This is a genomic window from Actinomadura sp. K4S16 (genome assembly GCF_008327685.1).
Classification (GTDB): Bacteria; Actinomycetota; Actinomycetes; order Streptosporangiales; family Streptosporangiaceae; genus Spirillospora.
Genome location: NZ_BDDE01000025.1, coordinates 55,015 through 79,773, shown reverse-complemented (window position 1 = coordinate 79,773; position 24,759 = coordinate 55,015). Strand labels below are relative to the sequence as shown.

At 74.2% G+C, this 24,759-nt stretch carries 24 protein-coding genes; 14 read left to right on the top strand and 10 right to left on the bottom strand.

Going from position 1 to position 24,759, the window contains the following annotated elements; genetic code table 11:
* The first annotated feature begins 311 nt into the window (after nt 1-311).
* From K4S16_RS37320 to K4S16_RS37310, 3 genes are all read left to right on the top strand, one after another.
* Nucleotides 312-911 (top strand): sigma-70 family RNA polymerase sigma factor, encoded by a 600-nt coding sequence (locus K4S16_RS37320; RefSeq protein WP_149263806.1) that lies wholly within the window; start codon nt 312-314, stop codon nt 909-911.
* Complete coding sequence (locus K4S16_RS46105) at nt 908-1,633, top strand: zf-HC2 domain-containing protein (RefSeq protein WP_149263805.1); 726 nt, start codon at nt 908-910, stop codon at nt 1,631-1,633. The genes K4S16_RS37320 and K4S16_RS46105 overlap by 4 nt, the downstream gene beginning before the upstream one ends.
* Before the next feature lie 79 nt (nt 1,634-1,712).
* On the top strand, nt 1,713-2,453 hold the full coding sequence (locus tag K4S16_RS37310) for a hypothetical protein (RefSeq protein ID WP_149263804.1): 741 nt from the start codon (nt 1,713-1,715) through the stop codon (nt 2,451-2,453).
* A 5-nt stretch (nt 2,454-2,458) separates the two neighbouring features.
* Here K4S16_RS37310 and K4S16_RS37305 read toward each other — a convergent pair whose 3' ends face one another.
* Together K4S16_RS37305 and K4S16_RS37300 are read right to left on the bottom strand one after the other, a co-directional pair.
* On the bottom strand, nt 2,459-3,208 hold the full coding sequence (locus tag K4S16_RS37305) for an ABC transporter permease (RefSeq protein ID WP_149263803.1): 750 nt from the start codon (nt 3,206-3,208) through the stop codon (nt 2,459-2,461).
* A 41-nt stretch (nt 3,209-3,249) separates the two neighbouring features.
* Nucleotides 3,250-4,206 (bottom strand): ATP-binding cassette domain-containing protein, encoded by a 957-nt coding sequence (locus K4S16_RS37300; protein WP_235037322.1) that lies wholly within the window; start codon nt 4,204-4,206, stop codon nt 3,250-3,252.
* 93 nt (nt 4,207-4,299) lie between these two features.
* Here K4S16_RS37300 and K4S16_RS37295 point away from each other — a divergent pair, with 93 nt between their 5' ends.
* Nucleotides 4,300-5,049, top strand: a complete 750-nt coding sequence (locus K4S16_RS37295) for a TetR/AcrR family transcriptional regulator (RefSeq protein ID WP_149263801.1) — start codon at nt 4,300-4,302, stop codon at nt 5,047-5,049.
* Here K4S16_RS37295 and hrpB read toward each other — a convergent pair.
* Nucleotides 5,036-7,528 carry an ATP-dependent helicase HrpB gene (gene hrpB / locus K4S16_RS37290; RefSeq protein WP_149263800.1) on the bottom strand — a complete coding sequence of 831 codons (2,493 nt, stop codon included), beginning with the start codon at nt 7,526-7,528 and terminating at the stop codon, nt 5,036-5,038. The genes K4S16_RS37295 and hrpB overlap by 14 nt on opposite strands.
* Nucleotides 7,529-7,996: 468 nt before the next feature.
* Between hrpB and K4S16_RS37285 the strand changes: the two genes are divergently transcribed.
* Complete coding sequence (locus K4S16_RS37285) at nt 7,997-8,584, top strand: NERD domain-containing protein (protein ID WP_235037321.1); 588 nt, start codon at nt 7,997-7,999, stop codon at nt 8,582-8,584.
* A 54-nt stretch (nt 8,585-8,638) separates the two neighbouring features.
* On the opposite strand, the gene K4S16_RS37280 is transcribed toward K4S16_RS37285, so the two are convergent.
* Both K4S16_RS37280 and K4S16_RS37275 read right to left on the bottom strand, forming a co-directional pair.
* The gene (locus K4S16_RS37280; protein ID WP_149263876.1) at nt 8,639-9,046 is read right to left on the bottom strand and encodes a hypothetical protein; all 408 of its coding nucleotides are present in this window, start codon (nt 9,044-9,046) and stop codon (nt 8,639-8,641) included.
* Nucleotides 9,047-9,215: 169 nt separating this feature from the next.
* Nucleotides 9,216-9,581 carry a hypothetical protein gene (locus tag K4S16_RS37275; RefSeq protein WP_149263799.1) on the bottom strand — a complete coding sequence of 122 codons (366 nt, stop codon included), beginning with the start codon at nt 9,579-9,581 and terminating at the stop codon, nt 9,216-9,218.
* Nucleotides 9,582-9,691: 110 nt separating this feature from the next.
* Here K4S16_RS37275 and K4S16_RS37270 point away from each other — a divergent pair, with 110 nt between their 5' ends.
* The gene (locus K4S16_RS37270; protein ID WP_149263798.1) at nt 9,692-10,417 is read left to right on the top strand and encodes a histidine phosphatase family protein; all 726 of its coding nucleotides are present in this window, start codon (nt 9,692-9,694) and stop codon (nt 10,415-10,417) included.
* Here the strand turns inward: K4S16_RS37270 and K4S16_RS37265 are convergent.
* Nucleotides 10,401-11,894 carry a GAF domain-containing protein gene (locus K4S16_RS37265; RefSeq protein WP_149263797.1) on the bottom strand — a complete coding sequence of 498 codons (1,494 nt, stop codon included), beginning with the start codon at nt 11,892-11,894 and terminating at the stop codon, nt 10,401-10,403. The genes K4S16_RS37270 and K4S16_RS37265 overlap by 17 nt on opposite strands.
* A 479-nt stretch (nt 11,895-12,373) precedes the next feature.
* On the opposite strand from K4S16_RS37265, the gene K4S16_RS37260 reads away from it, so the two are divergent.
* From K4S16_RS37260 to K4S16_RS37240, 5 genes are all read left to right on the top strand, one after another.
* Nucleotides 12,374-12,937 carry a hypothetical protein gene (locus K4S16_RS37260; RefSeq protein WP_149263796.1) on the top strand — a complete coding sequence of 188 codons (564 nt, stop codon included), beginning with the start codon at nt 12,374-12,376 and terminating at the stop codon, nt 12,935-12,937.
* A gap of 85 nt (nt 12,938-13,022) precedes the next feature.
* Complete coding sequence (locus K4S16_RS37255; RefSeq protein WP_149263795.1) at nt 13,023-14,081, top strand: low specificity L-threonine aldolase; 1,059 nt, start codon at nt 13,023-13,025, stop codon at nt 14,079-14,081.
* Between the two features lie 98 nt (nt 14,082-14,179).
* Entirely contained in the window at nt 14,180-15,373 is a 1,194-nt protein-coding gene (locus K4S16_RS37250) for a beta-ketoacyl synthase N-terminal-like domain-containing protein (protein WP_149263794.1), read from the top strand.
* 156 nt (nt 15,374-15,529) lie between these two features.
* Nucleotides 15,530-16,450 carry an oxygenase MpaB family protein gene (locus K4S16_RS37245; RefSeq protein WP_149263793.1) on the top strand — a complete coding sequence of 307 codons (921 nt, stop codon included), beginning with the start codon at nt 15,530-15,532 and terminating at the stop codon, nt 16,448-16,450.
* Between the two features lie 507 nt (nt 16,451-16,957).
* Nucleotides 16,958-18,004, top strand: coding sequence for a lysylphosphatidylglycerol synthase domain-containing protein (locus tag K4S16_RS37240; RefSeq protein ID WP_149263792.1), 1,047 nt, complete (start codon nt 16,958-16,960; stop codon nt 18,002-18,004).
* An 18-nt stretch (nt 18,005-18,022) separates the two neighbouring features.
* On the opposite strand, the gene K4S16_RS37235 is transcribed toward K4S16_RS37240, so the two are convergent.
* Both K4S16_RS37235 and K4S16_RS37230 read right to left on the bottom strand, forming a co-directional pair.
* Nucleotides 18,023-18,832, bottom strand: coding sequence for an amidohydrolase family protein (locus tag K4S16_RS37235; protein WP_149263791.1), 810 nt, complete (start codon nt 18,830-18,832; stop codon nt 18,023-18,025).
* Nucleotides 18,822-19,394: a TetR/AcrR family transcriptional regulator gene (locus tag K4S16_RS37230; protein WP_149263790.1), complete on the bottom strand. Its 573-nt coding sequence runs from the start codon at nt 19,392-19,394 to the stop codon at nt 18,822-18,824. The genes K4S16_RS37235 and K4S16_RS37230 overlap by 11 nt, the downstream gene beginning before the upstream one ends.
* Nucleotides 19,395-19,662: 268 nt before the next feature.
* On the opposite strand from K4S16_RS37230, the gene K4S16_RS37225 reads away from it, so the two are divergent.
* On the top strand, nt 19,663-20,832 hold the full coding sequence (locus tag K4S16_RS37225) for a Cmx/CmrA family chloramphenicol efflux MFS transporter (RefSeq protein WP_149263789.1): 1,170 nt from the start codon (nt 19,663-19,665) through the stop codon (nt 20,830-20,832).
* Here K4S16_RS37225 and K4S16_RS37220 read toward each other — a convergent pair.
* Nucleotides 20,778-21,593, bottom strand: coding sequence for an SGNH/GDSL hydrolase family protein (locus K4S16_RS37220; RefSeq protein WP_149263788.1), 816 nt, complete (start codon nt 21,591-21,593; stop codon nt 20,778-20,780). The genes K4S16_RS37225 and K4S16_RS37220 overlap by 55 nt on opposite strands.
* A 699-nt stretch (nt 21,594-22,292) precedes the next feature.
* Between K4S16_RS37220 and K4S16_RS37215 the strand changes: the two genes are divergently transcribed.
* On the top strand, nt 22,293-23,816 hold the full coding sequence (locus tag K4S16_RS37215; protein WP_149263787.1) for a hypothetical protein: 1,524 nt from the start codon (nt 22,293-22,295) through the stop codon (nt 23,814-23,816).
* Nucleotides 23,813-24,451 (top strand): NUDIX hydrolase, encoded by a 639-nt coding sequence (locus tag K4S16_RS37210; protein ID WP_149263786.1) that lies wholly within the window; start codon nt 23,813-23,815, stop codon nt 24,449-24,451. The genes K4S16_RS37215 and K4S16_RS37210 overlap by 4 nt, the downstream gene beginning before the upstream one ends.
* On the opposite strand, the gene K4S16_RS37205 is transcribed toward K4S16_RS37210, so the two are convergent.
* Complete coding sequence (locus K4S16_RS37205) at nt 24,435-24,740, bottom strand: PGPGW domain-containing protein (protein ID WP_235037320.1); 306 nt, start codon at nt 24,738-24,740, stop codon at nt 24,435-24,437. The genes K4S16_RS37210 and K4S16_RS37205 overlap by 17 nt on opposite strands.
* Nucleotides 24,741-24,759: the final 19 nt, after the last annotated feature.

Below are 24,759 nucleotides of genomic sequence, written 5' to 3'. Positions count from 1 at the left end.
CCTCGGTCTCTGTTTGGGCAAATGGGCCTGATGCCCGCATTCGCTCCACTATCCGGAGTGAGGTTGCCCGGCGAAGACCCGCTGCGCGGTTCGGATGCGTCGCCTCCCGTTCGCCCCTTGAGACGCACTCCGGCGGCGGTCGGCGCAGAAGGTAAGTAAAAGCTAGCGAACCAGTAAGTGCCATATCGGAAAATCACCCACGAAACGGTCCCGGTTGAACCGGGGGGCGCAGGGGTTCCGTACTGCCTCCCAACGTGACACCCACGGTCACCGCGTCGCCCCGCACCCCTCGCACCCCGCCGGAGACCCCGATGGCCCACAGATCGCCGGCCGCCGCGTCGGCCACCCGCGAACGCCCGCCCGGACCCTGGAGCTGGTTCCGCGGCCCGCGTCCCGCCGGCGGCGTGGACGACCAGGTGATCGTCACCGAGCTGTACCGCGTGTACGGCCGGCCGCTGCTGTCGTTCGTGCTGCGCCTCACCGGCGGCGACCGGCACTGGGCCGAGGACGTCGTCCAGGAGACGATGATCCGGGCCTGGCGCAGCGCGCACCAGCTCGACGAGAACGCGACCTCGCTGCTGCCCTGGCTGGCGACCGTCGCCCGCCGGATCGTCATCGACGACCAGCGCCGCAAGAACGCACGGCCGCAGGAGGCGGGCGAGGGCCCGCTGGAGAACATGCGCGTGCCCGACGGGTTGGAGGATCTGCTGCGCTCCGTCGTCGTGTCCGAAGCCCTCCTCGCCCTGTCCCCGGCCCACCGCGAGATCCTCAACGAGACCTTCTTCCGTGACCGCTCGGTGAACGAGGCCGCCAAGCATCTCGGGATCCCCGTGGGCACCGTGAAGTCCCGGGTCTACTACGCGCTCCGGGCACTGCGCGTCGCCCTGGAGGAGAGGGGCGTGACGCCATGAGAGCGCCGGACATGCCGCACGTCGACGTCGGCGCCTACGCCCTCGGCCTGCTGGAGGAGCCCGACCGCCGCGCGTTCGAGGCGCACCTGGCGACGTGCTTCTCCTGCCACGAGGAGCTCGGCGCGCTGAGCGGGATCGCCCAGACGCTGGACGGCATCGGCCCGATCGCCGACCCGGTGGACGCGATGCCCGCGCCGCCCGAGCCGGCGGCGGTCACCGACCTGATGCGGCACCGGATCCGCCGGCGGCGCCGACACAGGGCCGCGCGGGCGCTGGCCGCGGCCGCCGCCGGGGTCGTGCTGCTCGGCGGCGCGCTCGGCACCGGGTACACGCTGGGCGCCGACCGCGGCCCCACCGCCTCCGCTTCGGACGGCGGCACCGCCGAGCTGCTGCGGAACGGCCGGGCCATGTCGGCGACCGACGCGGGCACCGGCGTCACCGGGACGGTCGCGATGCAGGGGAAGGCGTGGGGCAGCCGCGTCGGGCTGCGCCTCAGCAAGGTCCGCGGGCCCCTGGCGTGCGAACTGGTCGCCGTGGACGCCAAGGGCGGCGCGCACACCGTCGTCGGCTGGTCCGTCCCCGCCAAGGGCTACGGCCTGCCGGACTCGCCGCAGCCGCAGCTCGCGGTGCAGGGCGGCACGGCGCTGCGGCCGGAGGAGATCAGCCGGTTCGAGGTCCGGACCATCGGCGATGGCCGAACCCTGCTGACCGTCCCCGCGTAGGACGCCGCCCGCCCGGACCGCGGGGGCGCGCCCCGGCGGCGCGGCCGGGCCGCTCCCCCGCGTCTCATAGGCTGAAGCGGTGAGTGCGACCCGATCCTCCGCCGGCCCCGAGCTGATGCTGCCGGGGCTGCGCGAGGTGTACGCGGCCTACGTCCGGGAGGCCGACGCGCTGCCCGCGCTGCCCGGCCCGCTGCAGGCCGAGATGTGGACGTCCGCGCAGCTCGGCGGCCTGGAGGCGGCGGCACCGCACGCCGCGGCGCGGCGCGCCGCGCTCGGCGACCTGATCGGCTGCCTGCACGCGGCGGCCACCCCGGGCGCCCGGGCCTTCCTGCGGGCGCTCGCCGCGATCGGCCCCGCCGAGGGGCGCGCCGCGGCGGCCCGCGCCGCCGACCGGCTCGCGGGCGTCCCGGCCGCGCCCTGGGAGGGGGCGCTCGGGCGGGTCGTCCCCGGGCAGGCGTGGCTGATCCAGGAGGGCCCGCTGGACGGCGACCGCCTGGTCTGCGAGTTCCGCTACGAGGACGCCGGCACCGCCGGGATGCACGCCCTCGCCGTCCGGCTCTCCTACGGCGACGCACCCGCCGAGATCGTGGTCGTCGGGGACGTCCCGGCGCTGATGGCGGCGGCGCGGCAGGCGATGCAGGCCGAGCTGTGCGTCGTCCAGCCCTACGACGCGGCCGCCGTGGGGGCGAGGCTCCGCGCCGCGCTCGGCGGGGAGCGCGGCGGGGCGTCCTCCGGCGCCGGGAACGGCGCGGAGCCTCTGCCCGAGGCGTGCTACCCGGCGCTGGCGCTGGCCCGGCACCGAGTGTCCCTCTTGCCCTAGCCGCCCTACCGGCCGAGGGCGCGGTAGCGGCGGACCGACAGCGGGAAGAACACCGCCGCGATCACCAGCGGCCACACCACCGCCATCAGCACGCTGTGCTGGGCCGCCCACGACCCGCCCGCGACCGGCTCGCCGAACAGCTCCCGGCACGCCGTCACGGTCGCCGACATGGGGTTCCACTCGGCGATCGCGCCCAGCCAGCCCGGCATCGTGCTCGGCGCCACCAGGGCGCTGGACAGGAACCCGATCGGCCAGACCAGGATCTGCACGGCGGCCACCGACTCCGGCCCCTTGGCCATCAGGCCGAGGTAGACGCCGAGCCAGACCAGCGAGAACCGCAGCAGCAGCAGGAGCCCGAGCCCGGCGAGGGCCTTGGCCGCGCCGTCGTGGACGCGCCAGCCGATCAGCACGCCGCAGACCGCCATCACGGCGAGCGCGACGACCGAGTGCAGCATGTCGGCGGTGGCCCGGCCCACCACGACGGCGGACGAGGACATCGGCATGGACCGGAACCGGTCGGTCACGCCCTTGCTCGCGTCGGTGGCGATCGCGGCGAACGTCGTCTCGACCCCGAACGCCATCGTCAGCGCGAACATGCCGGGGACGATGAACTCCCGGTAGGTGCCGCCGCCCGGCACGTCCATCTGGCCGCCGAACAGGTAGCCCATCATCAGCACGACCATCACCGGGAACAGCAGCCCGACGGCGACCTCGCCCGGCCTGCGCGCCCAGTGGGCGAGGGCGCGGGAGGTCATGACCCACCCGTCGACAGCAGCCCACCGAACCGTCTGCACACTCACAGGGCCACCTCCTTCTTCTCCGTAAGGCTCAGGAACACCTCGTCCAGCGTGGGACGGCGGAGGCCGATGTCGGCGACGGCGACGCCCGCCTCGTCCAGGGCCCGGACGGCCTCGGTCAGCGCGGCCGCCCGGCCCGCCACCGGCGCCCCGACGCGCAGGGCCTCGGCGTCGACGTCCACCTCGCCGGTCGCGACCCGGCCGACGATCTCGGCGGCGGCGGCCAGCGCTCCGGGGTCGTCCACGACGACCTCGACGCGGTCGCCGCCGAGCCGGGCCTTGAGCGCGTCCGGGGTCCCCTCCGCGATGACGCGGCCCTGGTCGATCACCGAGACGCCGGAGGCGAGCCGGTCGGCCTCCTCCAGGTACTGGGTGGTGAGCAGGACGGTGGTGCCGCCGTCCACCAGGTCGCGGATCGCGTCCCACACCTCGCCCCGGCTGCGCGGGTCCAGGCCGGTGGTCGGCTCGTCCAGGAACAGCACGGGCGGCGCGAGGATCATGGACGCGGCCAGGTCGAGGCGCCGCCGCATGCCCCCGGAGTACTCGCCCGCGGGCTTGGCGGCGGCGTCGGTGAGCCGGAACCGCTCCAGCAGCTCGTCCGCCCGCAGCCGCGCCCGCCTGGCGCCGAGGTGGTGGAGGCGGCCGAACATGACGAGGTTCTGCCGGCCGCCGAGCACCTCGTCGACCGCGGCGTGCTGCCCGACGAGCCCGATGCGGCGCCGCACCTCGACCGCCTCGCGCACCACGTCGTGCCCGGCGACGCGGGCGGTGCCGGCGTCCGGCCGCGCGAGCGTGGTCAGGATGCGGACGGCGGTGGTCTTGCCCGCGCCGTTCGGGCCGAGCAGGCCGTGCACGGTCCCGGCGGGGACGCGCAGGTCCAGCCCGGCGAGGGCCTCGGTGCCGCCGTAGCGCTTGCGCAGCCCCTCGGCGACGACCGCGAACCGTGGTTCCGTCACCCGTCCTCCAAAACTATGTACGCAGTACGGATTTACCATCGCGGCCAATATAACGTACGCAGTACAGAGTTTCATCCCTGAGAGGATCGGCCGGTGACCGAGTACAGCGGGGCGGGCGACCCGAAGCGCACCCTGGAGCTGCTGTGGGGCGTGCGGGAGCGCCCGCGGCGCGGGCCCAAGCCGCGCCTGACCGCGGAGGAGATCGTCCGGACGGCGATCCGGCTGGCCGACGCCGAGGGCCTGGACGGTCCGTCCATCCGCCGCATCGCCGAGGAGCTGGGCGTCTCCCCCATGTCGATCTACACCTACGTCCCGGGCAAGGCGGAGCTGATCGACGTCATGATCGACCGCGCGTTCGGCGAGCTGACGCCGCCGGACCAGGGCTCCTGGCGCGACCGCCTGGAGCACATCGCCCGCGACAACTGGGCGCTGTTCCACCGGCACCCGTGGCTGCTGGAGATCACCAAGGCGCGGCCGCCGCTCGGCCCGAACACGTGCGCCAAGTACGAGTACGAGCTGCGCGCCGTGGACGGCCTCGGTCTCAGCGACCTGGAGATGGACTCGGTCGTCGCGCTCGTGACCGGCTTCGCCGAGAGCGCCGCCCGCGTGTCGGTCGACGCCGCCGAGGCCGAGCGCCGCAGCGGGATCACCGACGAGCAGTGGTGGGAGGCGAGCGCCCCCCTGCTGGAGGCGCTCGTGAACGAGGACGACTACCCGCTCGGCACCCGGGTCGGCGCCGCCACCGGGCGCGAGTACAACGCCGCCATCGCGCCCGGCCGCGCCTTCGAGTTCGGCCTCGCCCGCGTCCTGGACGGCATCGAGGTGCTGGTCAGTTCCCGCTAGCCCGCTTGGTCCGCTTCGTCGGCACGGCCTTCGCCGGGTCCTCGGGCCACGGGTGCTTCGGGTACCGGCCGCGCAGCTCGGCCCGGACCGCCCGGTACCCCTCGTGCCAGAACGAGGCCAGGTCGGCGGTGACCGCCGCCGGGCGCCCCGCCGGCGACAGCAGGTGCACCACCAGGGGAACCCGCCCGCCGGCGAGCCGCGGCGCCGCGTCCCACCCGAACAGCTCCTGCAGCTTCACGGCGAGGACGGGCCGCTCTCCGGAGTAGTCGACCCGGATCCGCGACCCGGACGGCACCTCCACCCGCTCGGGCGCGTACTCGTCCAGCCGCTTCGCCAGGTCCCACGGCAGCAGCCCGCGCAGCACGCCCGCGACGTCGACCCTCGCCAGGTCGGCCCGCCGCCGCGCGCCGGCCAGCCACTCCGGCGCCCGTTCCAGCAGCGCCGCGTCGCCGACGTCCGGCCAGGGCTCCCCGAGGGCCCCGTGCAGGAAGGCCAGCCGCTCCCGCAGCGCGACGGCCGCCGGCGTCCAGCGCAGCAGCCCAAGGCCCTCTGCGCGCACCCCCTCCAGCAGGGCGGCGCGCACGAGCCCGGGGTCCGGGTCGCGCAGCGGGCGGGCCTCCAGCTCGATCGCGCCGAGGCGCTCGACGCGGCGCGCGACCACGTCGCCGTCGTGCCACCCGACCTCCTCGGCGGTCCCGACCAGCGCCGCCGCCGCGGACCGCGCGACCTCCTCGTCGATCACCACGGCCTGCCGGACCCGCGCCGACGCCGACCCGGCGGGGCGGTCGGCCGCCGCGACCGCGAGCCAGCCGGGCCGCGCCCCGGCCAGCGCCGACCCGTCCGCGAGCTCGGCCCCCGTGCCGGACGCCATCAGGTAGCCGCTCCCCCGCCGCCGCGCCACCCGCTCCGGGAACGCCAGCGCCACCACGGTCCCCGCCGCGTGGTCGTCGCTCCGGGACGGCGGGGCCCCGGCCCGCGCGGGGAGCGACCGCTGGAGGCGGGCCGCCTCGTCGCGCCAGCGCGCGGCGTGCGGGTCGGCGGGGCGGCTCCGGCCGCGCAGGGCGCGCCAGACGGCGGTGAGGTCGTCGCCTGCCGAGCGGGGCGGCGGTTCGGAGAGCAGCGCGACGATCTGGGCCGCGTCGCGCGCGCCGACCAGGGGCGCGCCGTCGAGCAGGGCGCGGGCGAGCCGGGGGTGCAGGCCGACGCCCGCCAGGCGGCGGCCGCGGTCGGTGGCCCGGCCCTCGCGGAGGGCGCCGAGGGCGTGCAGGGTGCCGCGGGCGACGTCCATCGCGGCGGGCGGGGGCGGGTCCAGGAGGGCGAGGCCGGTCGCGTCGGGATCGCCCCAGCAGGCCGCCTGGAGCGCGAAGCCGGTGAGGTCGGCCAGCTCGATCTCGGGGCGGGGACGGGCCGGGAGGCGGTCGTGCTCGGCCTGCGTCCAGCACCGGTAGACGGTGCCGGGGGCCTCGCGTCCGGCGCGTCCGGCGCGCTGGTCGGCGGTGGCGCGGGACGCGCGGACGGTGGTGAGCGAGCCGAGGCCGCGGGCGTGGTCGGTGCGGGGCTCGCGGGCGAGGCCGCAGTCCACGACCGCGCGGACGCCGGGGACGGTGAGGCTCGACTCGGCGACCGAGGTGGCGAGGACGATCCGGCGGCGCGGCGAGGGCGCGAGCACCTCGTCCTGCACCCGTCCCGGCGCCTGGCCGTGGATCTGCAGGACCTCGGCGGGCGCGCCGGCCAGCAGCCCGGCGACGCGGGCGATCTCCCCGACCCCCGGCAGGAAGCACAGGACGTCGCCGTCGCGTTCGGCGAGGGCCCGGCGGGCGGTCGCGGCGACGTGGGCGAGCAGCGCGGGGTCGACGCGCATGCCGTGCGGCGGCGGGACGGGGCGCGGCGGCGGCGCCCAGACCGTCTCGACCGGGTGCAGCGCCGCCGCGGTCTCCACGACGGGGGCGCCGCCGAGGAGCCGCGCCCACGGGCCGGTGTCGGCGGTGGCGGACGCGGCGACCAGCCGCAGGTCGGGGCGCAGGGCGGCGCGGACGTCGAGCATGAAGGCCAGCGCGGTGTCGGCGTCCAGGTGCCGTTCGTGGCACTCGTCCAGGATCACCGTGCCGACGCCGTCGAGTTCGGGGTCGGACTGGAGGCGCTGGAGCACGACGCCCGTGGTGACGACGTCCACGCGGGTGCCGGGGCGGGACTCGCCGCGGACGGTGACGCCGATCCGGCCGCCGACGCGCTCGCCGAGGAGCCACGCCATGCGGCGGGCGGCGGCGCGGGCGGCGAGGCGGCGGGGCTCCAGGACCAGGACCTTGCCGGGGGCGGGCGGCGCGCCGAGGGCGAGCCCCGCGAGGGCGAGGGGGACGAGCGTGGTCTTCCCGGTGCCGGGAGGCGCCGCCAGCACCGCCGCGCCGCCCTCGTCCAGGGCCGCGCGCAGGGCGGGGACGGCGTGGCGGACGGGGAGGCCTTCGGCGGCGCTGAGGTGCATCGTCCCAGTCTGCCGCCCCGCCCCGCACTCCCGGAAATCAATTGCAGCGAAAAGGGCCTTGAATGTTGCGGTGATAGTTGCACCGCGCCTTTCAATCAATCTCAGGGGGCACTTTACCAGCCTTCCCGCGAATCGGTGCGGCCAATCACATGCGAACGAGCAGGTGAGCAATGCCCCAGGCCCAAGAAGTGGCGTGGCAGTTTGATTTAAGTCACCCCGCAAAGTGTGGCGGGAATGCCGGGCCGTCCCCATACTGGTGGCGTCGTGGCAGGTGCTGGAAGGACGGACATGTTCGGCAGCTCCATCTACCTCAGGGACCGTCCCGCTTTCACCGGCGGTTCGCCGCAGGCGGTGTACGAGGAACTCTGGCAGCGAGGCCGAAAAGGCCGGTTGCGGACGCGCGCCTTTCTGGCGGCGGCGACGCTTGTGTTGTGCGGGATGCTCATCAACGCCGTTTTCGGAATCGTGATGGCCGTCCTGGTTGCGGCCGCGGACACGCTCGTCCATTGGCGCATTTACAACTCGTCGCGGGTGTGGCGGCTCGGACTGCGCGGTGTGGAGCGCATGGACCGCTTTCTCCGCTACACATTGGAACGGCGCGGCCACCGCGTGCTGCATTCCCGCACCGTCCCCGGGCACGGGGTCGCCGACGAGCTGGTGGTCGGACCCGGCGGGGTGTGGCTCGTGCACAACGAGGCCTGGTCGCCCGGGGCCGAGGTGTCGCAGCACGGCGGCCGGCTGTTCATCGACGGCCGGACGCAGTCCAAGCTCGTCGGCGCGCTGACCGCGCGGGCCGAGGCCGCCGCCGCGGCGATCACCCGCGTCGCCGGGACGCCGGTGACGGTCACGCCGGTGCTGGCCGTGCACGGCGGCAAGCTCGCCCGGACCCCGTTCACCGCCGACGGCATCGTGTTCGCGCCGCCCCTGAAGCTGATCCGCTGGATGCGCCGCAACCCGACCGCCGACCGCTCCACCGAGGAGATCGAGGCGCTCGCCCAGGCCGTCGTGCGCGCCCTGCCGATCGGTTCCCGCAGTTCGATCCAGGCCGCTGCGTGACCGGTCCCCGCACGGGAGGACGGCATGACCACCAGACACCTGTGGCCGGAGGGCTCACACGCCGCCGTCCACAGGGCGCCCACCGCCCGCGGGGGTTCCGCCACCTCTGCGGGCGGTGTGGCGCAGCCACAGCAGGCCCACGACCGGCAGCACCAGGGGCACGAAGCCGTAGCCGCGCCCGTACATGGACCAGACGGTCTCGTCGGGGAACGCGGCGGGGTCGGCGACGCTGAGCGTGCCCACGGCGAGCACGCCCGCCAGTTCCGTGGAGCAGGCGGCGACGGCGATCCGGAACGACGTCCGGCCGCCACGGGCCAGGGCCACCGTCGCCAGGACGTAGACGGCCGCGGCGAACGCCGACAGCAGGTAGGCGACCGGCGCGTCGGAGAACGCGGTGGCGATCTGCACGCCCGCCCGCGCGCCGGCCGCGAGCGCGAAGATCGCGTAGACGGCGACCAGCAGCCGTCCCGGCCCGCCGGCGGCGCCGCCGGGACGGGCACCGCCGCCCGTGCGGGCCTCGGCGCCGGCGCGGGCGCCGTCGTCCGCGCGGGCCGGCGACCCCTGGTCCGCCCCCGCTCCGGGGACGGTCTCGCGGACGGGCCGGGTCTCGCTGACGGGCTCGCGTTCGGGTTCAGGCACCGGTGCCGCTCCACAGCTGGTTCATCCGCACGATCATGACGGCGACGGCCACCCCGGCCACGACGAGCACGCCGGGCCCCCACCGGGTGCGCTCCAGCAGCCCCCACCCGGCGCCGGCGGCGGGGATCAGCAGCGAGCCCAGCAGGTAGCCGACGAAGGTGGCGGGGCCGTCCGGCCCCTCGCCGCCGGAGAGCTTGACGAAGGCGACCACGGCCTGGACGACCAGCAGCACTTCCAGGACGCCGAACGCGGCGAGGTCGCCGGCGCCCATCGCCCGGCCGCGCAGCGCCGTCACGAGGGCGTACCCGGCGGCCAGGAGCGCCACCACGACGACCACGGTGGACAGCACGTTCGTCACGGCACCAAAGAGTACTACCGGCTGTAGAGCACCGCGACGGCGCGGGCGCCCGCGGCGGTCGAAGGGCGGCGCCGCGGGCCCTGGGCCGGGGGCCGCTGAGGCGTGGGAGCATGGCCTGCGTGAACGCGCTGCAATGGCTGACCCTGACCCGGCACGGAGAGAGCACCGGCAACGTCGCCCACCAGGCGGTTCTCGGCACCGACGCCGAAGAGGTCGGCATCCCCGAGCGGGACGCCGACATCCCGCTGTCGGACACGGGGCGGGCCCAGGCGGCGGCGCTCGGCCGCTGGCTGGAGGCGCTGCCGGACGACGAGCGCCCGACGGCGGTGATCTCCTCCCCCTACGTGCGGTCCCTCGACACCGCCAGGATCGCGCTGGCCGAGACGTCCTTCGCCGCCCCGCGGATCCAGATCGACGAGCGGGTCCGCGACCGCGAGCTGGGCGTCCTGCAGGGGCTCACCGCCCGCGGCGTCCGGAACCGGTTCCCCGAGGAGGCCGAGCGGCTGCGGCACCTCGGCAAGTTCTACCACCGGCCGCCCGGCGGCGAGTCGTGGGCCGACCTGGCGCTGCGGCTGCGCAGCTTCTACCGCGACCTGCAGAGCGCCGCCCCCGGCGGACGGGCCCTGGTCGTCGCCCATGACGCGATCGTCGTGATGACCCGCTACCTGGTGGAGGAGCTGACCGAGCAGGAGATCATGGAGATCGAGAAGGAGCCGATCGCCAACGCGTCGGTCACCCGGTGGCGCCACGACGGGTCCGGGCTCGCGCCCGTCTGCTACAACGACCGCACCCACCTGGCCGCCGCCCCGGTGCCGCCCCCTACGGCTCCCCGCTGAGCAGCCGGGCGCTGCGCGACGCCACGGCCGCCTGCCGCGGATCCGCCGGCGGCAGGACACCCCGCAGCCGCTCCAGCGCCTCCAGGTCGGCGCGGCCCGGCTCGGTCTGCGCGTACGCCCACAGCACGTCGGGGTCGCCCTGGTCGAGGACCTGCCGGCGGACCCGCACCGCCAGTTCGTCGCGCTCGGCGCGGACGGCCGGCGCGTCCGAGCGCGGCAGCAGCTCGCCCGCGTACAGCCGCACGGCGCCGGCGACGTCCCCCTCGTCCAGCAGCCGCCGGACGGCGAGGAAGTCGGCGTCCACCGCGCAGCCGAGCCGGTAGGGGCGGGCGCGGACGACGCCGCCGAACTGATGGCGCAGCCGGTGGATCTCGGGGCGGACGGTCGCGGCGCTGCCGTCCTCGCCGTACAGGTGCAGCGAGAGCCGGTCGCCGCTCAGCCCCCGCGGGTGCAGCGCCAGCAGCGCGATGATCTCGGCGTGCCGCAGCGTCAGGTCGAACCGCCGCCCGTCCAGCAGCGCGTACGGCGGCCCGTCGCCGAGCAGCACCAGCGACAGCAGCGGCGCCGCGCCCGCCGCGGGCCCGGCCGCGAGGCCCCGCCCGGACGGGGCGTCCGCGTCGACCATGCCGCGGGCCCCCGGCACCCGCAGCAGGAACGCCTCCCCCAGCGGCTCGGCGACGGCGGTGCGGCCGTCCGGCAGCACGACCGTCCCGCCGGGCTCGGGGACGGCCACGCGCCGGCCGACCAGCGCGCCCTCGGGCGCGGCGAGGATGCGGCCGGTGGCGGTGGCGAGGACGCCGGTGCCGCGCAGCCCCCGCAGGTGCGGCAGGAGCCGCTCGCGCAGCCGCTCGTCGCGCCGCAGCATGTCGTTCTCCATCCGCGCCTCGGCCAGCCGCGCCGCGGCGGCGACGAGCGCGACGGTCGCGGGGTGCAGCGCCCGCGCCGTCGCGCTGACGTCGATGCAGCCGACCACGCGCCCCGAGTCGGGGTCGCTGATCGGCGCGCCGGCGCACGACCAGCTGTGCAGGACGTGCGCGACGTGCTCGGCGGCGTACACGTACTCGGGCCGCCCGGAGGCGAGCGCGGTGCCGATGCCGTTGGTCCCGACCGTGTCCTCCGACCAGCGGAAGCCGGCGGTCAGCCCGATCGCGTCGGCGGCGCGGCGGGCGGAGGCCGGGCCCTGCGTCCACAGCACGTGGCCCTCGGCGTCGGTGATGACCATCAGGTGCTCGGTCTCGTCGGCGACCCGCCGCAGCAGCGCCTGGAGCATCGGCAGGTGCGGTTCGAGGGCATGGGCCGCGCGGGCCCCGGCGAGGGCGTCCCGGTCGAACACCAGGGGTGCCGACGCCATGCCCGCGTCGACCCCCGCGTCCGCGGAGCGCCGCCACGACTCGGCGATCGGCGGCCGGACGGTCACCGGCTCGCGCACCACCACCAGCCCTTTCTCCCGCAGAGGAACCCGACTCGCTTCGAGCATCGGTCCACGGTCGGGGCGGCGCAACCGGTTCACCGGATCCCGCATGACCGGATCTCCGCACGTTCCGTGACCAGATGATCGCAACGTGCGTGCAACGTAGGAGCGCCTACCGTGAGCGGCGCCGGGGAGTCGAAGGACCATCCGGTGGGTTCGCCGTCCCGCACGCGTCCGGGGGGAATGCGTGCGGGACGGCCCGCTCCGCCGGCGCTACGGGGAGGCCGCACGACCATGCTCTGCCTGACATGCCACCGCGTCCGCCCGGCCCTGAGCCGGTCGGACTACACCGCCGAACGCGCCTGGCTCATCGTGCGCCAGGGGCTGTGCGCCTGCGGCGTGACTCCTGGCCGGACGTGGCCGCCGCCGGTCGTCCGGGAGCCGGCGACATCCCCGAAATAAACCGCCGGCTTCACAAAATGTTCATGGTCGTTTCGCCTAAAGTTTAAGGAGATTCCACCGCCCCGGCCCCGGAAGGGAGCGCCATGACCGTGATCCCGGGTCTCGTCCGCCGCGCCGCCGCCGAGGCGGAGCGCCATCTGCGCGCGGGCGCCGGGGTGCTCGTCAGAGCCGGGCGGGATCTGGAGCGGTCGGCCGAGCTGGTCCGGCTGCTGCCCGCCTTCATGGAGCGCGTCCTGATCCTAGAGCAGGCGGTCCGCGACCAGGACGCCGAGCTGCGCGCGGTCCGCACCGAGCTCGACTCGCTGGTCCGGCAGCTCAACGACCGGCTGCTGCCGCGCCTCGACGAGCGCATGGACGACACCGAGCGCGACCTGGCCGCCGTCGCCACCAGCCTGATCCGGACCGGCCGCGAGACCGCGGGCAACCGCACCCGGCTGGAGGCCGCCGAGCGGCGCGTCGCCGACCTGCGCACCAAGCTCGCCGCGCTGGAGCAGCGGACCGGGCTGTGGCGCGACCTGCAGTCCACCGTCAGCAGGTTCGGCGACGACCTCGACGCGATGCGCGCCCGGATGGCGCTGCGCACCGCCGAGCCGCCGGCCGAGGCCGCGCCCGCCCCGGTGCAGAACCTCACCGACCGCCCGGCATAGCGCCCGCGGGCCCGGGCCTCCGATCGCCGCACGCGGGGAGCGGGCGCGGAAAGGCGCATCGTCGGACGTCCGGGAGAATGGGCGCATGACTCAGCCGTCCGAACCCCGTCCGTCCGCCGCGCGCGGTTTCGCCAGCGACAACCAGGCGAGCGTCCACCCGGAGGTCCTCGCGGCCCTGGCCGAGGTCAACGCCGGGCACCAGCCCGCGTACGGCGACGACGCCGTCACCGGCCGCCTCCGCGAGGTCGTCCGCCGCCACTTCGGCGAGCAGGCCGAGGTGTTCCCGGTGTTCAACGGGACGGGCGCGAACGTGGTGTCGCTGCAGGCGATGTCGGAGCGGTGGAGCGCGGTGGTGTGCCCCGAGTCGGCGCACATCAACACCGACGAGTGCGGCGCGTCCGAGAAGATCGCTGGGCTGAAGCTGGTCACGGTGCCGGCCCCGGACGGCAAGCTCACCCCCGGCCTGGTCGACCGGTACGCGACGGGCTTCGGGAACGTCCAGCGGCGGGAGCCGGCCGTCGTGTCGATCACCCAGAGCACGGAGCTCGGCACCGTCTACACCGCGGACGAGACGGCGGCCGTCGCGGCGGCGGCGCACGAGCGCGGCCTGTCGGTCCACATGGACGGCGCCCGCATCGCCAACGCCGCCGCGTCCCTCGGCCTGCCGCTGCGCGCCCTCACCACCGACGCCGGCGTGGACGTGCTGTCGTTCGGCGGCACCAAGAACGGGCTGCTGCTCGGCGAGGCGATCGTCGTCCTGAACCCGGGCGCCGTGCGCGGGCTGGCGTACCTGCGCAAGTCGAGCATGCAGCTGGCGTCCAAGATGCGGTACGTGTCGGCGCAGCTCATCGCGCTGCTGGACGGCGACCTGTGGCTGCGCAACGCCTCCCACGCCAACGCGATGGCCCGCCGCCTGGAGAGCGCCGCCCGCGCGGTCCCCGGCGTCGAGATCACCCAGGCGGTGCAGGCCAACACGGTGTTCGCGCTGATGCCGAAGGACGCGGCCGAGCGGCTGCGCAAGCGGTTCCCCTTCTACACCTGGGACGAGGCGACCGGCGAGGTCCGCTGGGTCTGCTCCTTCGACACCACCGAGGACGACGTCGACGCGTTCGCCGCCGCGCTCGCCGAGGAGATGGCGGCCTGACCGGCCGGGCGTCCCGAACATCGGGAGCGCCCCCGCCCGCCGGGCGGCCCGCGGGTTATGGTGTGACCGAACAGGATTCGGTTACAGGAGGCGACCCGATGGCCAACCGCACCTTCGTCGTCGGCGTGGGCATGACCAAGTTCGAGAAGCCCGGCTCCCGCGACTGGGAGTACCCCGACATGGCCAAGGAGGCCGTCGGCAAGGCCCTGGAGGACGCGGGCGTCGGCTACGACGCCGTCGAGATGGCCTACGCCGGCTCGATGTACGGATCGATGGGCCAGCGCGCCCTCTACGAGACCGGCATGACCGGCATCCCGGTCATGACCGTGATGAACGCGTGCGCGACGGGGTCCAGCGCGCTGTTCCTCGCCCGCCAGGCCGTCCGCGGCGGTCTGGCCGACTGCGCGCTCGCGCTCGGCATGGAGAAGATGAAGAAGGGCTCGCTCGGCGCCGGCATGGGCGAGTCCAAGGTCACCATCATCGACCACCACCTGCGGTCCATGACCGCGGGCCGCGAGTGGGAGCTGGACAAGGCGCCCATGCCGCAGATGTTCGGCAACGCCGGCCGCGAGCACATGGAGAAGTACGGCTCCACCCCCGACCACTACGCCTGGATCGGCTGGAAGAACCACAAGCACTCGGTCAACAACCCCTACGCGCAGTTCCAGACCGAGTACTCCCTCGACGACGTCAAGAACGCCACGATGATCTTCGACCCGCTGACCAAGCTCCAGTGCTCGCCCACCTCCGACGGCGCCGCCGCCGCGCTCGTCGTCAGCGAGCGGTTCCTGGACCAGCACGACCTGTGGGACCGGGCCGTCGAGATCGCGGGCCACCACATCGCGAGCGACACCCAGGAGAGCTTCGCCGACCACTCCTCCATCCAGGTCGTCGGGTTCGGCGTCTCCCGGCGCGCCGCCGAGAAGGCGATGGACGAGGCGCAGGTGTCCATCGACGACGTCGACGTCATCGAGCTGCACGACTGCTTCAGCGCCAACGAGCTCATCACCTACGAGGCGCTCGGCATGGCCGAGGTCGGCGAGGGCCACAAGCTCGTCGACGACGAGGCCACCACCTACGGCGGCAAGTGGGTCGTCAACCCCTCCGGCGGCCTCATCTCCAAGGGCCACCCCCTCGGCGCCACCGGCCTCGCCCAGTGCGCCGAGCTAACCTGGCAGCTGCGCGGCAAGGCCGGCGCCCGCCAGGTGGACGGCGCCCGCGTCGCCCTCCAGCACAACATCGGCCTCGGCAGCGCCTGCGCCGTCGCCGTCTACAAGCCGGCGATCGCCTGACCGCGGGCCGCGGGCCGGCACGGCCCGCGGCGGTCGACGTCGTGGACCGGCGGAGCGCGCCCCCAGGCGCGTTCCGCCGACCGGTCGTGCGACAAAGATTGACTTCTGTCTCACGGCGGCTACGGTGGAAGTAAGTAGTTGCTGGCAGGAGGTGCGATGCCCGTCCCGTCCTCGCCCCCGACGGTCGCCACCGCCGCCGCCCGCAGGCCCGCCCGCACGGCCGCCCGCGCCCCGCTCGGCCCCGGCACGCTCCTCTGGCGCCACGCCGCCGACCTGCGCTCCCTGCTCCCCGGCGCCGCCGCCGGCCTGATGCAGCTCATGCACCCCGGCATCGGCGCCGGCGTCACCGAGCACTCCGCGTTCTTCGACGCGCCGTTCGACCGGATCCACCGGTCCGTCCCGCAGATATGGGCGACGATCCTCGCCCCGGACGGGACCGCCCGCGCCCGCACCATCCGCGACCTGCACCGCGCCATCGGCGGCGTCGACGAGCGCGCCCGCCGCTACCACGCCCTCGAACCCGAGACGTTCTGGTGGGCGCACGCCACGTTCACCTGGGAGATCTTCAAGGCCGCCGAGACCTTCCACCCCGGCACCCTCACCACCGAGGACCACGAGCAGATGTACGCCGAGACCGTCACCTGGTACTCCCGCTACGGCGTCAGCATGCGGCCCGTCCCCGCCGACTACGCCGCCTTCCAGTCCAAGTTCTGGCACGTCTGCACGCGGACCCTCGAACTCACCCCGGCCGCCGCCCGCGCCCTGGAGATCGCCAAGCACGGCTCCGACACCGTGACGCTGCTGCCCGTCGGCGGCGCCCGGCTCGACCGCGCCGGACGCCTCGTGATCGAGCGCCCGCTCCGCCTGATCACCTTCGGCTGCCTGCCGCAGGTCGTCCGGGACCGCTTCGACATCCCCTGGTCCCCCCTCGACCAGGCCCGGTTCGCCGCGCTCGCCCTGGCCAACCGGCAGGGCTACCGCATGATGCCCACCGGGCTCAACCACTGGGCCCTGCGCAGCATGCTGCGCTACATCGGCGCCCAGACCCGCCAGAACCGCTACCAGCCGGCCGCCTGAGCCGCCCCGCGGACCGCCCGGCGCCCCAGCGCTCGAGCGCACGCGCCCCCCGCAAGATCAGTCAGTCTGGGGCGTCGTCGGGCCAGCGACCCGCGTCCTGCAAGATCGCCTTGTACACGTTCCACCGGGGGGAGGTGCGCCCGTAACTCCAGTGTGCACTGTCAGCGCCGGGAATAGTGACGTGGATGTGCTTCGTACCAGCGTCGTACCAGACCCCGTGTTCGACGTAGACGGTGTGCTTGCCCCTACTGGGAAGGCGCGTCTTCGGCGGCATATCGGCAGTGTGGGGCCGATGCCGTTGCCGGTCCAGACCCGCGACCACAACAGGCCCTGGAAACGCGCGCTGCTGAATAGGGGCGTCCTCCGCTACCTCGGCCGCGACCCGGGCTGGACCGCCTGAACGAACCCGCGTGACCTGCGGGCCCGCGGCCCGCAGGTCACGCAACGTTCTTGTCGAGGGGGCCGGGAGGTCGCATACGCTTCAGGCGAGTAGCCGAACACTGAGGTGTGGAGACGATCGCCGCCGGCGCCGACCCCGCGGCGTCCGCCAAGCTCCCCGACCTTGGCGCCGACGCCCTGACGCTGTCCATCACCCAGCGGATCCACCGGGCCCGCTGGGCGCTCGCCGGGCTCCTGGCGGCCCTGCTCGCCGCGGTCGTGCTGGCGACCGCCGGCCCGCTGCGGCCGGCCCTCGCGGCGCTCGGCCACATGCGCTGGGGGTTCCTGCCGGCCCTGGTCCTGATGTCCCTTCTGCACTACGTCTGCTCCGCGGTCGCGCTGCGCGGCGCGGCGGGCCGCCCGCTGCCGCTGGTCAGCACGACGATGACGCAGTTCACCGCGTCGGCCGCCAACCGCGTGACGCCGGGCGGCCTCGGCGCCGCCGCCGTCAACACCCGCTACCTCGTCTGCCGCGGCCTGACGCTGCCCCGCGCGGCCGTCGCCGTGGCGGTCCTGCAGGTGGCCGGCGTCCCCGCCGACCTGCTGCTGATGGCCGCCGTCCTCGGGCTCGGCGCCGTCCTCGCCCCGGGCGGCGGCAACGACCGGATGCTGGACGCCCTCGGCCACCACGCCTCCCGGGCCGCCGACCTCGTGCCGCCCGTCCCGCTGCTCATCGCCGGCGGGGTGCTGCTGCCGGCGGCCGCGCTGTGGGGGCGCCGCGCGGTCCGCTCCACCGCGGCCCGCCGCGCCGCGGCGGGGCTCGCCGACCTGTGCCGCCGCCCGCGCGACCTGGCGGTCACGCTCGGCGCGTCCGCGGGGACCACGTTCGTGCTCGGCGTCGCGTTCGCCCTCAGCGTCCTCGCCATCCCCGGCACGGCCGTCGGGCCGGCCGACGCGCCGGCCCTCCTCGCCGCGTACCTGGTGGGGGCCGCTGCGGGCTCGGCCATCCCGACGCCGGGCGGCGTCGGCTCCACCGAGGCCGCCCTCGTCGCCGCGCTCGCCGCCCTCGGCGTCGCCGCCGGCCCGGCCCTGCACGCCGTCCTGCTGTTCCGGGCGGTCACGTTCTGGGCGCCGGTCCCCCTCGGGCTCCTCGCCTGCCGGACGCTCCGGCGGTGACCTTTACGTTGTAGATCATTAAAGGCGGAAGACCTTGCGGGCGTTGCCCGCGAGGAACGCCTCGCGGGCAACGTCGCCGAGGCCGAGCTCGTCCAGGCCCTTGAGCGCCCGCTCGGCGGTCAGCATCGGGTAGTTGGTGCCGAACATGACCTTGTGGTGCCGGTCCTGGGCCATGTAGCGGACGAGTTCCGGCGGGTACCTGCGCACCGTGTAGGCGGACGTGTCGATGTAGACGTTCGGGTGCTTGCGGCACACCGCGACCATCTCCTCCGTCCAGGGGTAGCCGATGTGCCCGCCCACGATGACGAGTTCGGGGAAGTCGAGCGCCACCTGGTCGACGTACGGGATCGGCCGGCCCGTCTCGCTCGGACGCAGGGGGCCCGTGTGACCGACCTGCGTGCAGAAGGGGACGCCCAGCTCCACGCATTCGGCGAACAGGGGGTAGAAGCGCCGGTCGGTGGGCGGAACCTCCCACAGCCACGGCACCACGCGCAGCCCCTTGAAGCCCAGGTCCCGGACGCACCGCCTCAGCTCCCGCACGGCCTCCATGGGCTTGCGCAGGTCGACCGAGGCGATTCCGGCGAGCCGGCCGGGGGCCTGCCGGACGAACGACGCGACCTCGTCGTTGCTCACGAGGTCGCCCTCCGGCCCGTACCAGGCGCTGATCAGGCCGACGTCCACTCCCCCGGCGTCCATCGCGGCGACCGTCGCACCGACCGGGATCTCCTCCGTCGGCGGCTTCTGGCCCGTCCACCTCCAGAGCGAGTCGAGCATCTCGTGCCGCAGGAACCGCACCGTTCCGTGCTGCATCCAGGCGTCAACCACCATCGGGACCTCCCACCGACCGCCATGCGGCCTCACTCAGCGACTCGACCTGCCGGCCGTCCGGTTCGGGGCTCTGGCCGTTCAGCCAGAGCCGGCACAGTTCCTGCGCGGGGCCGAGCCAGAGGACGAACGCGGTCACCGCGTCCACGTCCAGCAGCGCGCCGTGCCGCGCCTGCACCCGCCACCAGCTGCGCACCTCGCGGAAGAACGCGCCGTTGCGCTCGGCCAGCGCCTCGCTCCCGGCGGGGCGTTCCGTGAACATGAACCGGGCCCGGCCAGGGTGCTCCCTGCACCACCGCACGTGGAAGGCCACGACCGAGGCCACCGCCTCCCGCGCGCCGTCATGGGCCTTCAGCTCGGCGAGGAAGGCGTCCTGGTACATCGCGATGCTCTCGACGAACAGCGCCTCCGCCACCTGCTCCTTGCCCGCGAAGTGGTGGTAGAAGCTGCCCACGCTCACCCCGCTCGCCGCCCTGAGCCCGCTCAGCGTCGTCCCAGCGACCCCGTCGCGCCCGAACAGCTCCAGCGCCGCCCGCAGGATCCGCTCCCGTCCGGCCTCCTTCATAGAACATTATTCTGGCACACTAGAAGAATGTTCTGTACGGCGGCGTCGGGGCCCCTGCTAGCCTCATGACCATGTCCAGCCCCGAGTCCGACAGACGCTGACTCCCGGGCGGCTCCCCTGCGTGCGGGCCGCCTGAGGCGGGCTGCCTTCGCCCTCCGATCCGAGGGATCTCCTTTCTCCGCCGCGCCGTCCGCGCGCGATACCGGACGGCCGTCCCGGCGCAGCCCCCCGACCAGCCGACCTGTTCGCTCGTCTCGGGAGTCTCCCCTTGCCTTTCGCCGTCTACGTCCTCGGGCTGGCCGTGTTCGCCCAGGGCACCTCCGAATTCATGCTGTCCGGCCTCGTGCCGGGGATCGCCGCGGACCTGGGCGTGTCCATCCCCGCCGCGGGCCTGCTCACCTCCGCCTTCGCCATCGGCATGGTGATCGGCGCGCCGTCCATGACGCTGCTCGCCCGCCGGTGGCCGCGCCGCCGCGCGCTGCTGGCGTTCCTGACGGCCTTCGTCGCCGTCCACGTCGCCGGCGCCCTCACCACCAGCTACGCGGTGCTGCTGGCGACCCGCGTCGCCGCCGCCCTCGCGAACGCCGGGTTCTGGGCCGTCGCGCTCGCCGCCGCGACCGCGCTCGTGCCCCCCGCCGCCCGCGCCCGCGCGACCTCCGTCGTGGTCGGCGGTGTGACCGTCGCCTGCGTCGCCGGGGTCCCGGCGGGCGCGGTGCTCGGCGGGGCGTGGGGCTGGCGGGCGGCCTTCTGGGCGGTCGCGCTGGTCTCGCTGCCCGCCCTCGTCGCGATCGCCAGGGCCGTCCCGGAGGAGCGCCCGTCGGTGGGAGGCGCCCGCAGCGAACTGCGCGCCCTCGCCGACGGCCGCCTCCTGCTCACCCTCTCCGTCAACGCGCTGTTCCAGGGCGCGACGTTCTGCACGTTCACCTACCTGGCGCCGCTCGCCACGCACGTCACCGGCCTCGGTTCCGCATGGGTGCCGGCGCTGCTGGCGCTCTTCGGCGCGGGGTCCTTCGCGGGCGTCGCCGTCGGCGGGCGGCTCGCCGACGCGCATCCGGCCGCGCTCATCGCGGCGGGCATGACGTCGCTGGCCGCCGGGTGGGCCGTCCTCGCGCTGACGGCCGGGAACCCGGCGGCGGTGGTCGTGCTGGTGTTCGTGCAGGGGATGCTGGCGTTCGGGACGGGCCCGGCGCTGATCTCACGCGTCCTCGACCAGGGCTCCGCGGCCCCGACGCTGGCGGGCGGGTTCGCCACGGCGGCGTTCAACGTGGGCGGGACGCTCGGCCCGTGGCTGGGCGGCACCGCGATCGGCGCCGGCCTCGGCTACCGCTCGCCCGTGTGGGTGAGCGCGCTGCTGATGGCCGGCGCGATCGCGGTGCTCGCCGGTCAGGTCTGCTTCTGGAGGGTCAGGCTGGCCGAGCCCGTGAACGCGGGCAGGTAGCCGGAGCGGTGGCCGAGCGCGGTCGGGTGGTAGGACGAGCCGATCGGGATCGTGACGGCGTTGAGCCAGTCGTCGCCGGAGCACAGCTCGTGCCCGGCGAACTCGTCCCGGACGTCCGACCAGGTGAACCCGGCGCGCCCGGCGGCCGCGGAGAGCACGCCGTCGAGGGTGTCGGCGGCGTGGTTGAGCGCGGTGCGCTTGGTGTTGCCGATCCCCGCGCACCAGTCGACGATGATGTACAGGCGCGGGTACCCGAGCACCACCACCCGCGCCGACGGGGACTTCGCGCGGATCTTGCCGTACAGGGAGTCCAGCTGGCCGGGCAGCGTGGTCTTCATGTAGTTCTCGGCCTGCGTCACCCTGTTCTGGCAGGTGGTCGTCGAGTACAGCACGCACGTCTGCATGACGTCGGCGAACCCGGCGTCGTTGCCGCCGGCGGTGATGCTCACGAGCGTCGTCGAGGAGTCGAGCGCGCCGAGCTGGCCGCTGGCGACGCTCGTGGTCGTCGCGCCGGAGCAGGCGACGAACTTGTAGGACGACGTGGAGTGCGACGCCGCCCACAGGTTCGGGTAGGCGTTGGCGCTGCGCTGGCAGCTGCCGCTGTTCGGGTCGTAGTTCCCGGCCCCCGTGCCGGACGAGTAGGAGTCGCCGAGGGCGACGTAGTTGGCGCCGGCCGCCGAGGCGGATCCGGGCCACATCAGCGAGGCGGCGGCGAAGGTCGCCGCACCGAAGGCGACCAGGCTGGGGCGGGTCAGACGCATCTGCACACTCCGGAGCGACGTATCGAATTGTGTCGCGCGTCTTATACCCGCGGGACCATTCTCCGAAGCTCCAGACTGATCAACTTTGCTTGGCAGGATTCGCCATTGAAATCCGAAATAGCCGAAATTTCACGGAAGTCAACCACAAAACCTAACAACAATTCCGTCGCCGACCCCGCGGCCCCCAGGGACCCCCCAAGCCCCACGGGCATCACCGCCCCGCGCCACCCTCGTTCATCACCGCAGCAGCACCCAGGGGGCCTCGTCCAGCAGCCCCTACCCGGGAAGAGTCGCCGAAACCACCTCATCCTCCCCGCGGGGGCGCAGTCAGGAGCGGAGGCGCGACCACCGTTCCCACCGCGAACGAGGCACCGTCAGACCGACCGCTCCTCCCCCATGCGGAAGATCACTTTTCTCCTTTCACTCAGGGGAGGCCACCGCAGCGACCGCAGAAGCCGATCGGCGATCCGACGGTCGGTTCCGCCTTTCTGAGACGGTCTTTATCGGGAGATCCGCGGCCGGGCGGGTTCGGGAATCGCAGCACCGGGAACCCGTTGCGGAGGGCCGGCGTCCAAATGGAAACACGCGTGACGGCGTGGCCGCGGTCGGCCACCGCAGGGGTCCCGGAGCGCCCAAGGCGCGTTCGCCTTAAGGTGATAGGCCGCAATGGTCGGGCGGTTCGGCGGCGAGGGGGCACGGATGTCGGTCACGCATACCGGTGACGTCAGCTTCACCCGGTTGATCTCCGCGGATCTGCGGCAGACGATCACGGCGGTCCCCCAGTCGCTCGACAACCAGTGGTTCGACCGCGATCTGCTGGCGCGCGTGCTCCAGGAAGGCCGGGTCAGCGATGGGGCGTTGCAGGAGCAGGCGCGCAAGTCCAGGCGCGAATACCTGCGGGCGCTGCTGAACGCCGAGAAAGTGCTCGTCAACCGCGCGTTCCTCTACAACGCTCCGCAGGTCTACCGGGATTACGCGAAGAAGGGGCCCGACCGCGACGCCTTCCGCGAGATGCTGGGAAGCGGCGTGATCATCCCGATGCTCCTGCTGGAGGACCATCCGGTTCCCGCGGCCGATCCGGATTTCCAGGTGGCCGAGGGGATCGACGCGTGGCGCAGGATGGCGGAGAGCACCATGATGTCGTGCCTTCGCCTGTCGTGGGACGACACTGAGAACACCGCGCTCGCCGAGGAGATGAACCGGGCCTACGGCGAGTTCCTGACGAGCTTCGTCCATTTCAGGGCGCCGGCCGTCCAGCGCGACTTCGGCCTCGGCGAAGAGGAGGCCCAGGCCGCCTTGGACCGGCTCAGGGAAGTCGGGCGGTGGGCCTACGACGAGTTGGCCGCCGGGCGGCCCGTGGTGCGCCAGCGGCTCTACGAGAAGTTCGTCGTCGGAGAGGGCGGGGACGTGGCACGGCGCCAGTACGACGCCGGCCTGCCGCACATGCCCGTCGTGAAGCAGCTGATCGACCTGAAGTACGCGACCAATCTCGCCGACGCGGTCGACGTCTTCGCGCTGACGCCGAGCAATTCGCTCCGGCGCACCGCGCTGCAGGAAGGCCTCTCCCAGGTCCGCCGCCGCCGCGACGGCGCGGGCCCCGAGTCGACCGATGCCGAAGAGCTGATCCGGCTCCTGCGGAACCTGGCGTTCGAGGACGTCCAGGCGCTGCTGGAAGCGGTCCCGACGCTCGACCGGCTCTCGCTGGCCGACATCTGGCGGGTCCGCAACCAGCCGGAATGGCATGCCTACAAGACGGCGCTCGCCCGCCTCATCAACACTCCCTCCATCGACGCGCTCGCCGATCCGGCCACGGGCGTCGTCGAGATCAGCCGGACCTACCTCACGATGCTCAACAAGGCGGAGGAGGTCCGCAACGACCGTTCCGGAGGACGTTTCGGCGGCCTCACCGAGATCGCCATCGACATCGGCGCGCTGACCGTGAACGTCCTCTACCTCCCGGACGGGGGAATCGGCTACGACGTCATCGGGGAGGTCGCCGGCCTCGCCGGAACCCGGCTGGCGCGGGTTACGCTCCGCCTCGGGCTGGGCAGGTTCCTGGCGAACAAGTCGCGGCACCGGATCGAGACCACGGCGCAACTGATGGACCTGCGGATGGAAGACCCGTACCGGGAGGCGAGGAAACTGCTCGAATTCCTGTCCAGGCAGGCCGTGACGCGCAGGCCCGGCGATGACGGCGCGGACCTGTCGAACGAGGGCGAATGACCGCTTCCTTCGATGACTACGAACGGCTCCGGGAGAGCCGGCCCGCCCTTTTCGTCAACCCGCCCGGCGCGTGGAGCGTGATCCTGGAGGAATGCCCTTCCGAGGGCGGCCCGTACGGCGTCTGCTACAGCGACCCCTACCTCACGCTGCTGCGCGATCCCGTCGCTTTCAAGGACGGACGGGTCGGCGGCTACCTCCGTGCCCTGCATTCGGGCGGGCACGGCGGGGCGGCCGTGCTCCCGGTCCACGACGGCCGGATCGTCCTGCTGCGCCATTTCCGGCATTCGACGCGCCAGTGGCATTGGGAGATACCGCGCGGATTCCCCGAACCAGGCGACTCCCCCGAACGCACGGCGCGCCGGGAGGTCGAGGAGGAGATCGGCGCATCGCCGTCGTCGATCGAGTTCCTCGGCGACGTCTACGCCGACACCGGCATCGCCGCGAGCAAGGTGGGGCTGTTCTGGGCGGCGGTCGGCGAGCCCGACCTCTCCCTGCGCGAGGAGGGCATCGACCTCATCGAACCCGTCACCCCCGAGCGACTCGACCTCATGCTAGAGCAGGGAGAGATCACCGACTCCTTCACCCTGGCGGCCGTCCTGCACGCCAAGCGGCGCGGGCTCAGCCCCTTCGCCTGAGCCGGGACGCGCCGTCCCGGATCCCGTGCCACGCGGCGCGCGCGTAGCCGTTCACGCGGGTGCTGACGCGGCGCGCGGTCGGGAACTCGGTGCCGAGGAGGCCGAGGCCGGCGAGGATCGCGACGATGCCGGGGCCGGGCAGCACGAGCATGGCGACACCCGCCACGATCAGGGCGGCGCCGGCGACAGCGACGCCGATCTTGCGGAGCAGGCGGACGTGCGCGCGTCGCCGGGTCGCGGATGCCGCGTCGGCGTCCGTCCCGGTCCGTTCCATGGCGGTCGTGGTCACATCGCCCCCGATCTGCGGA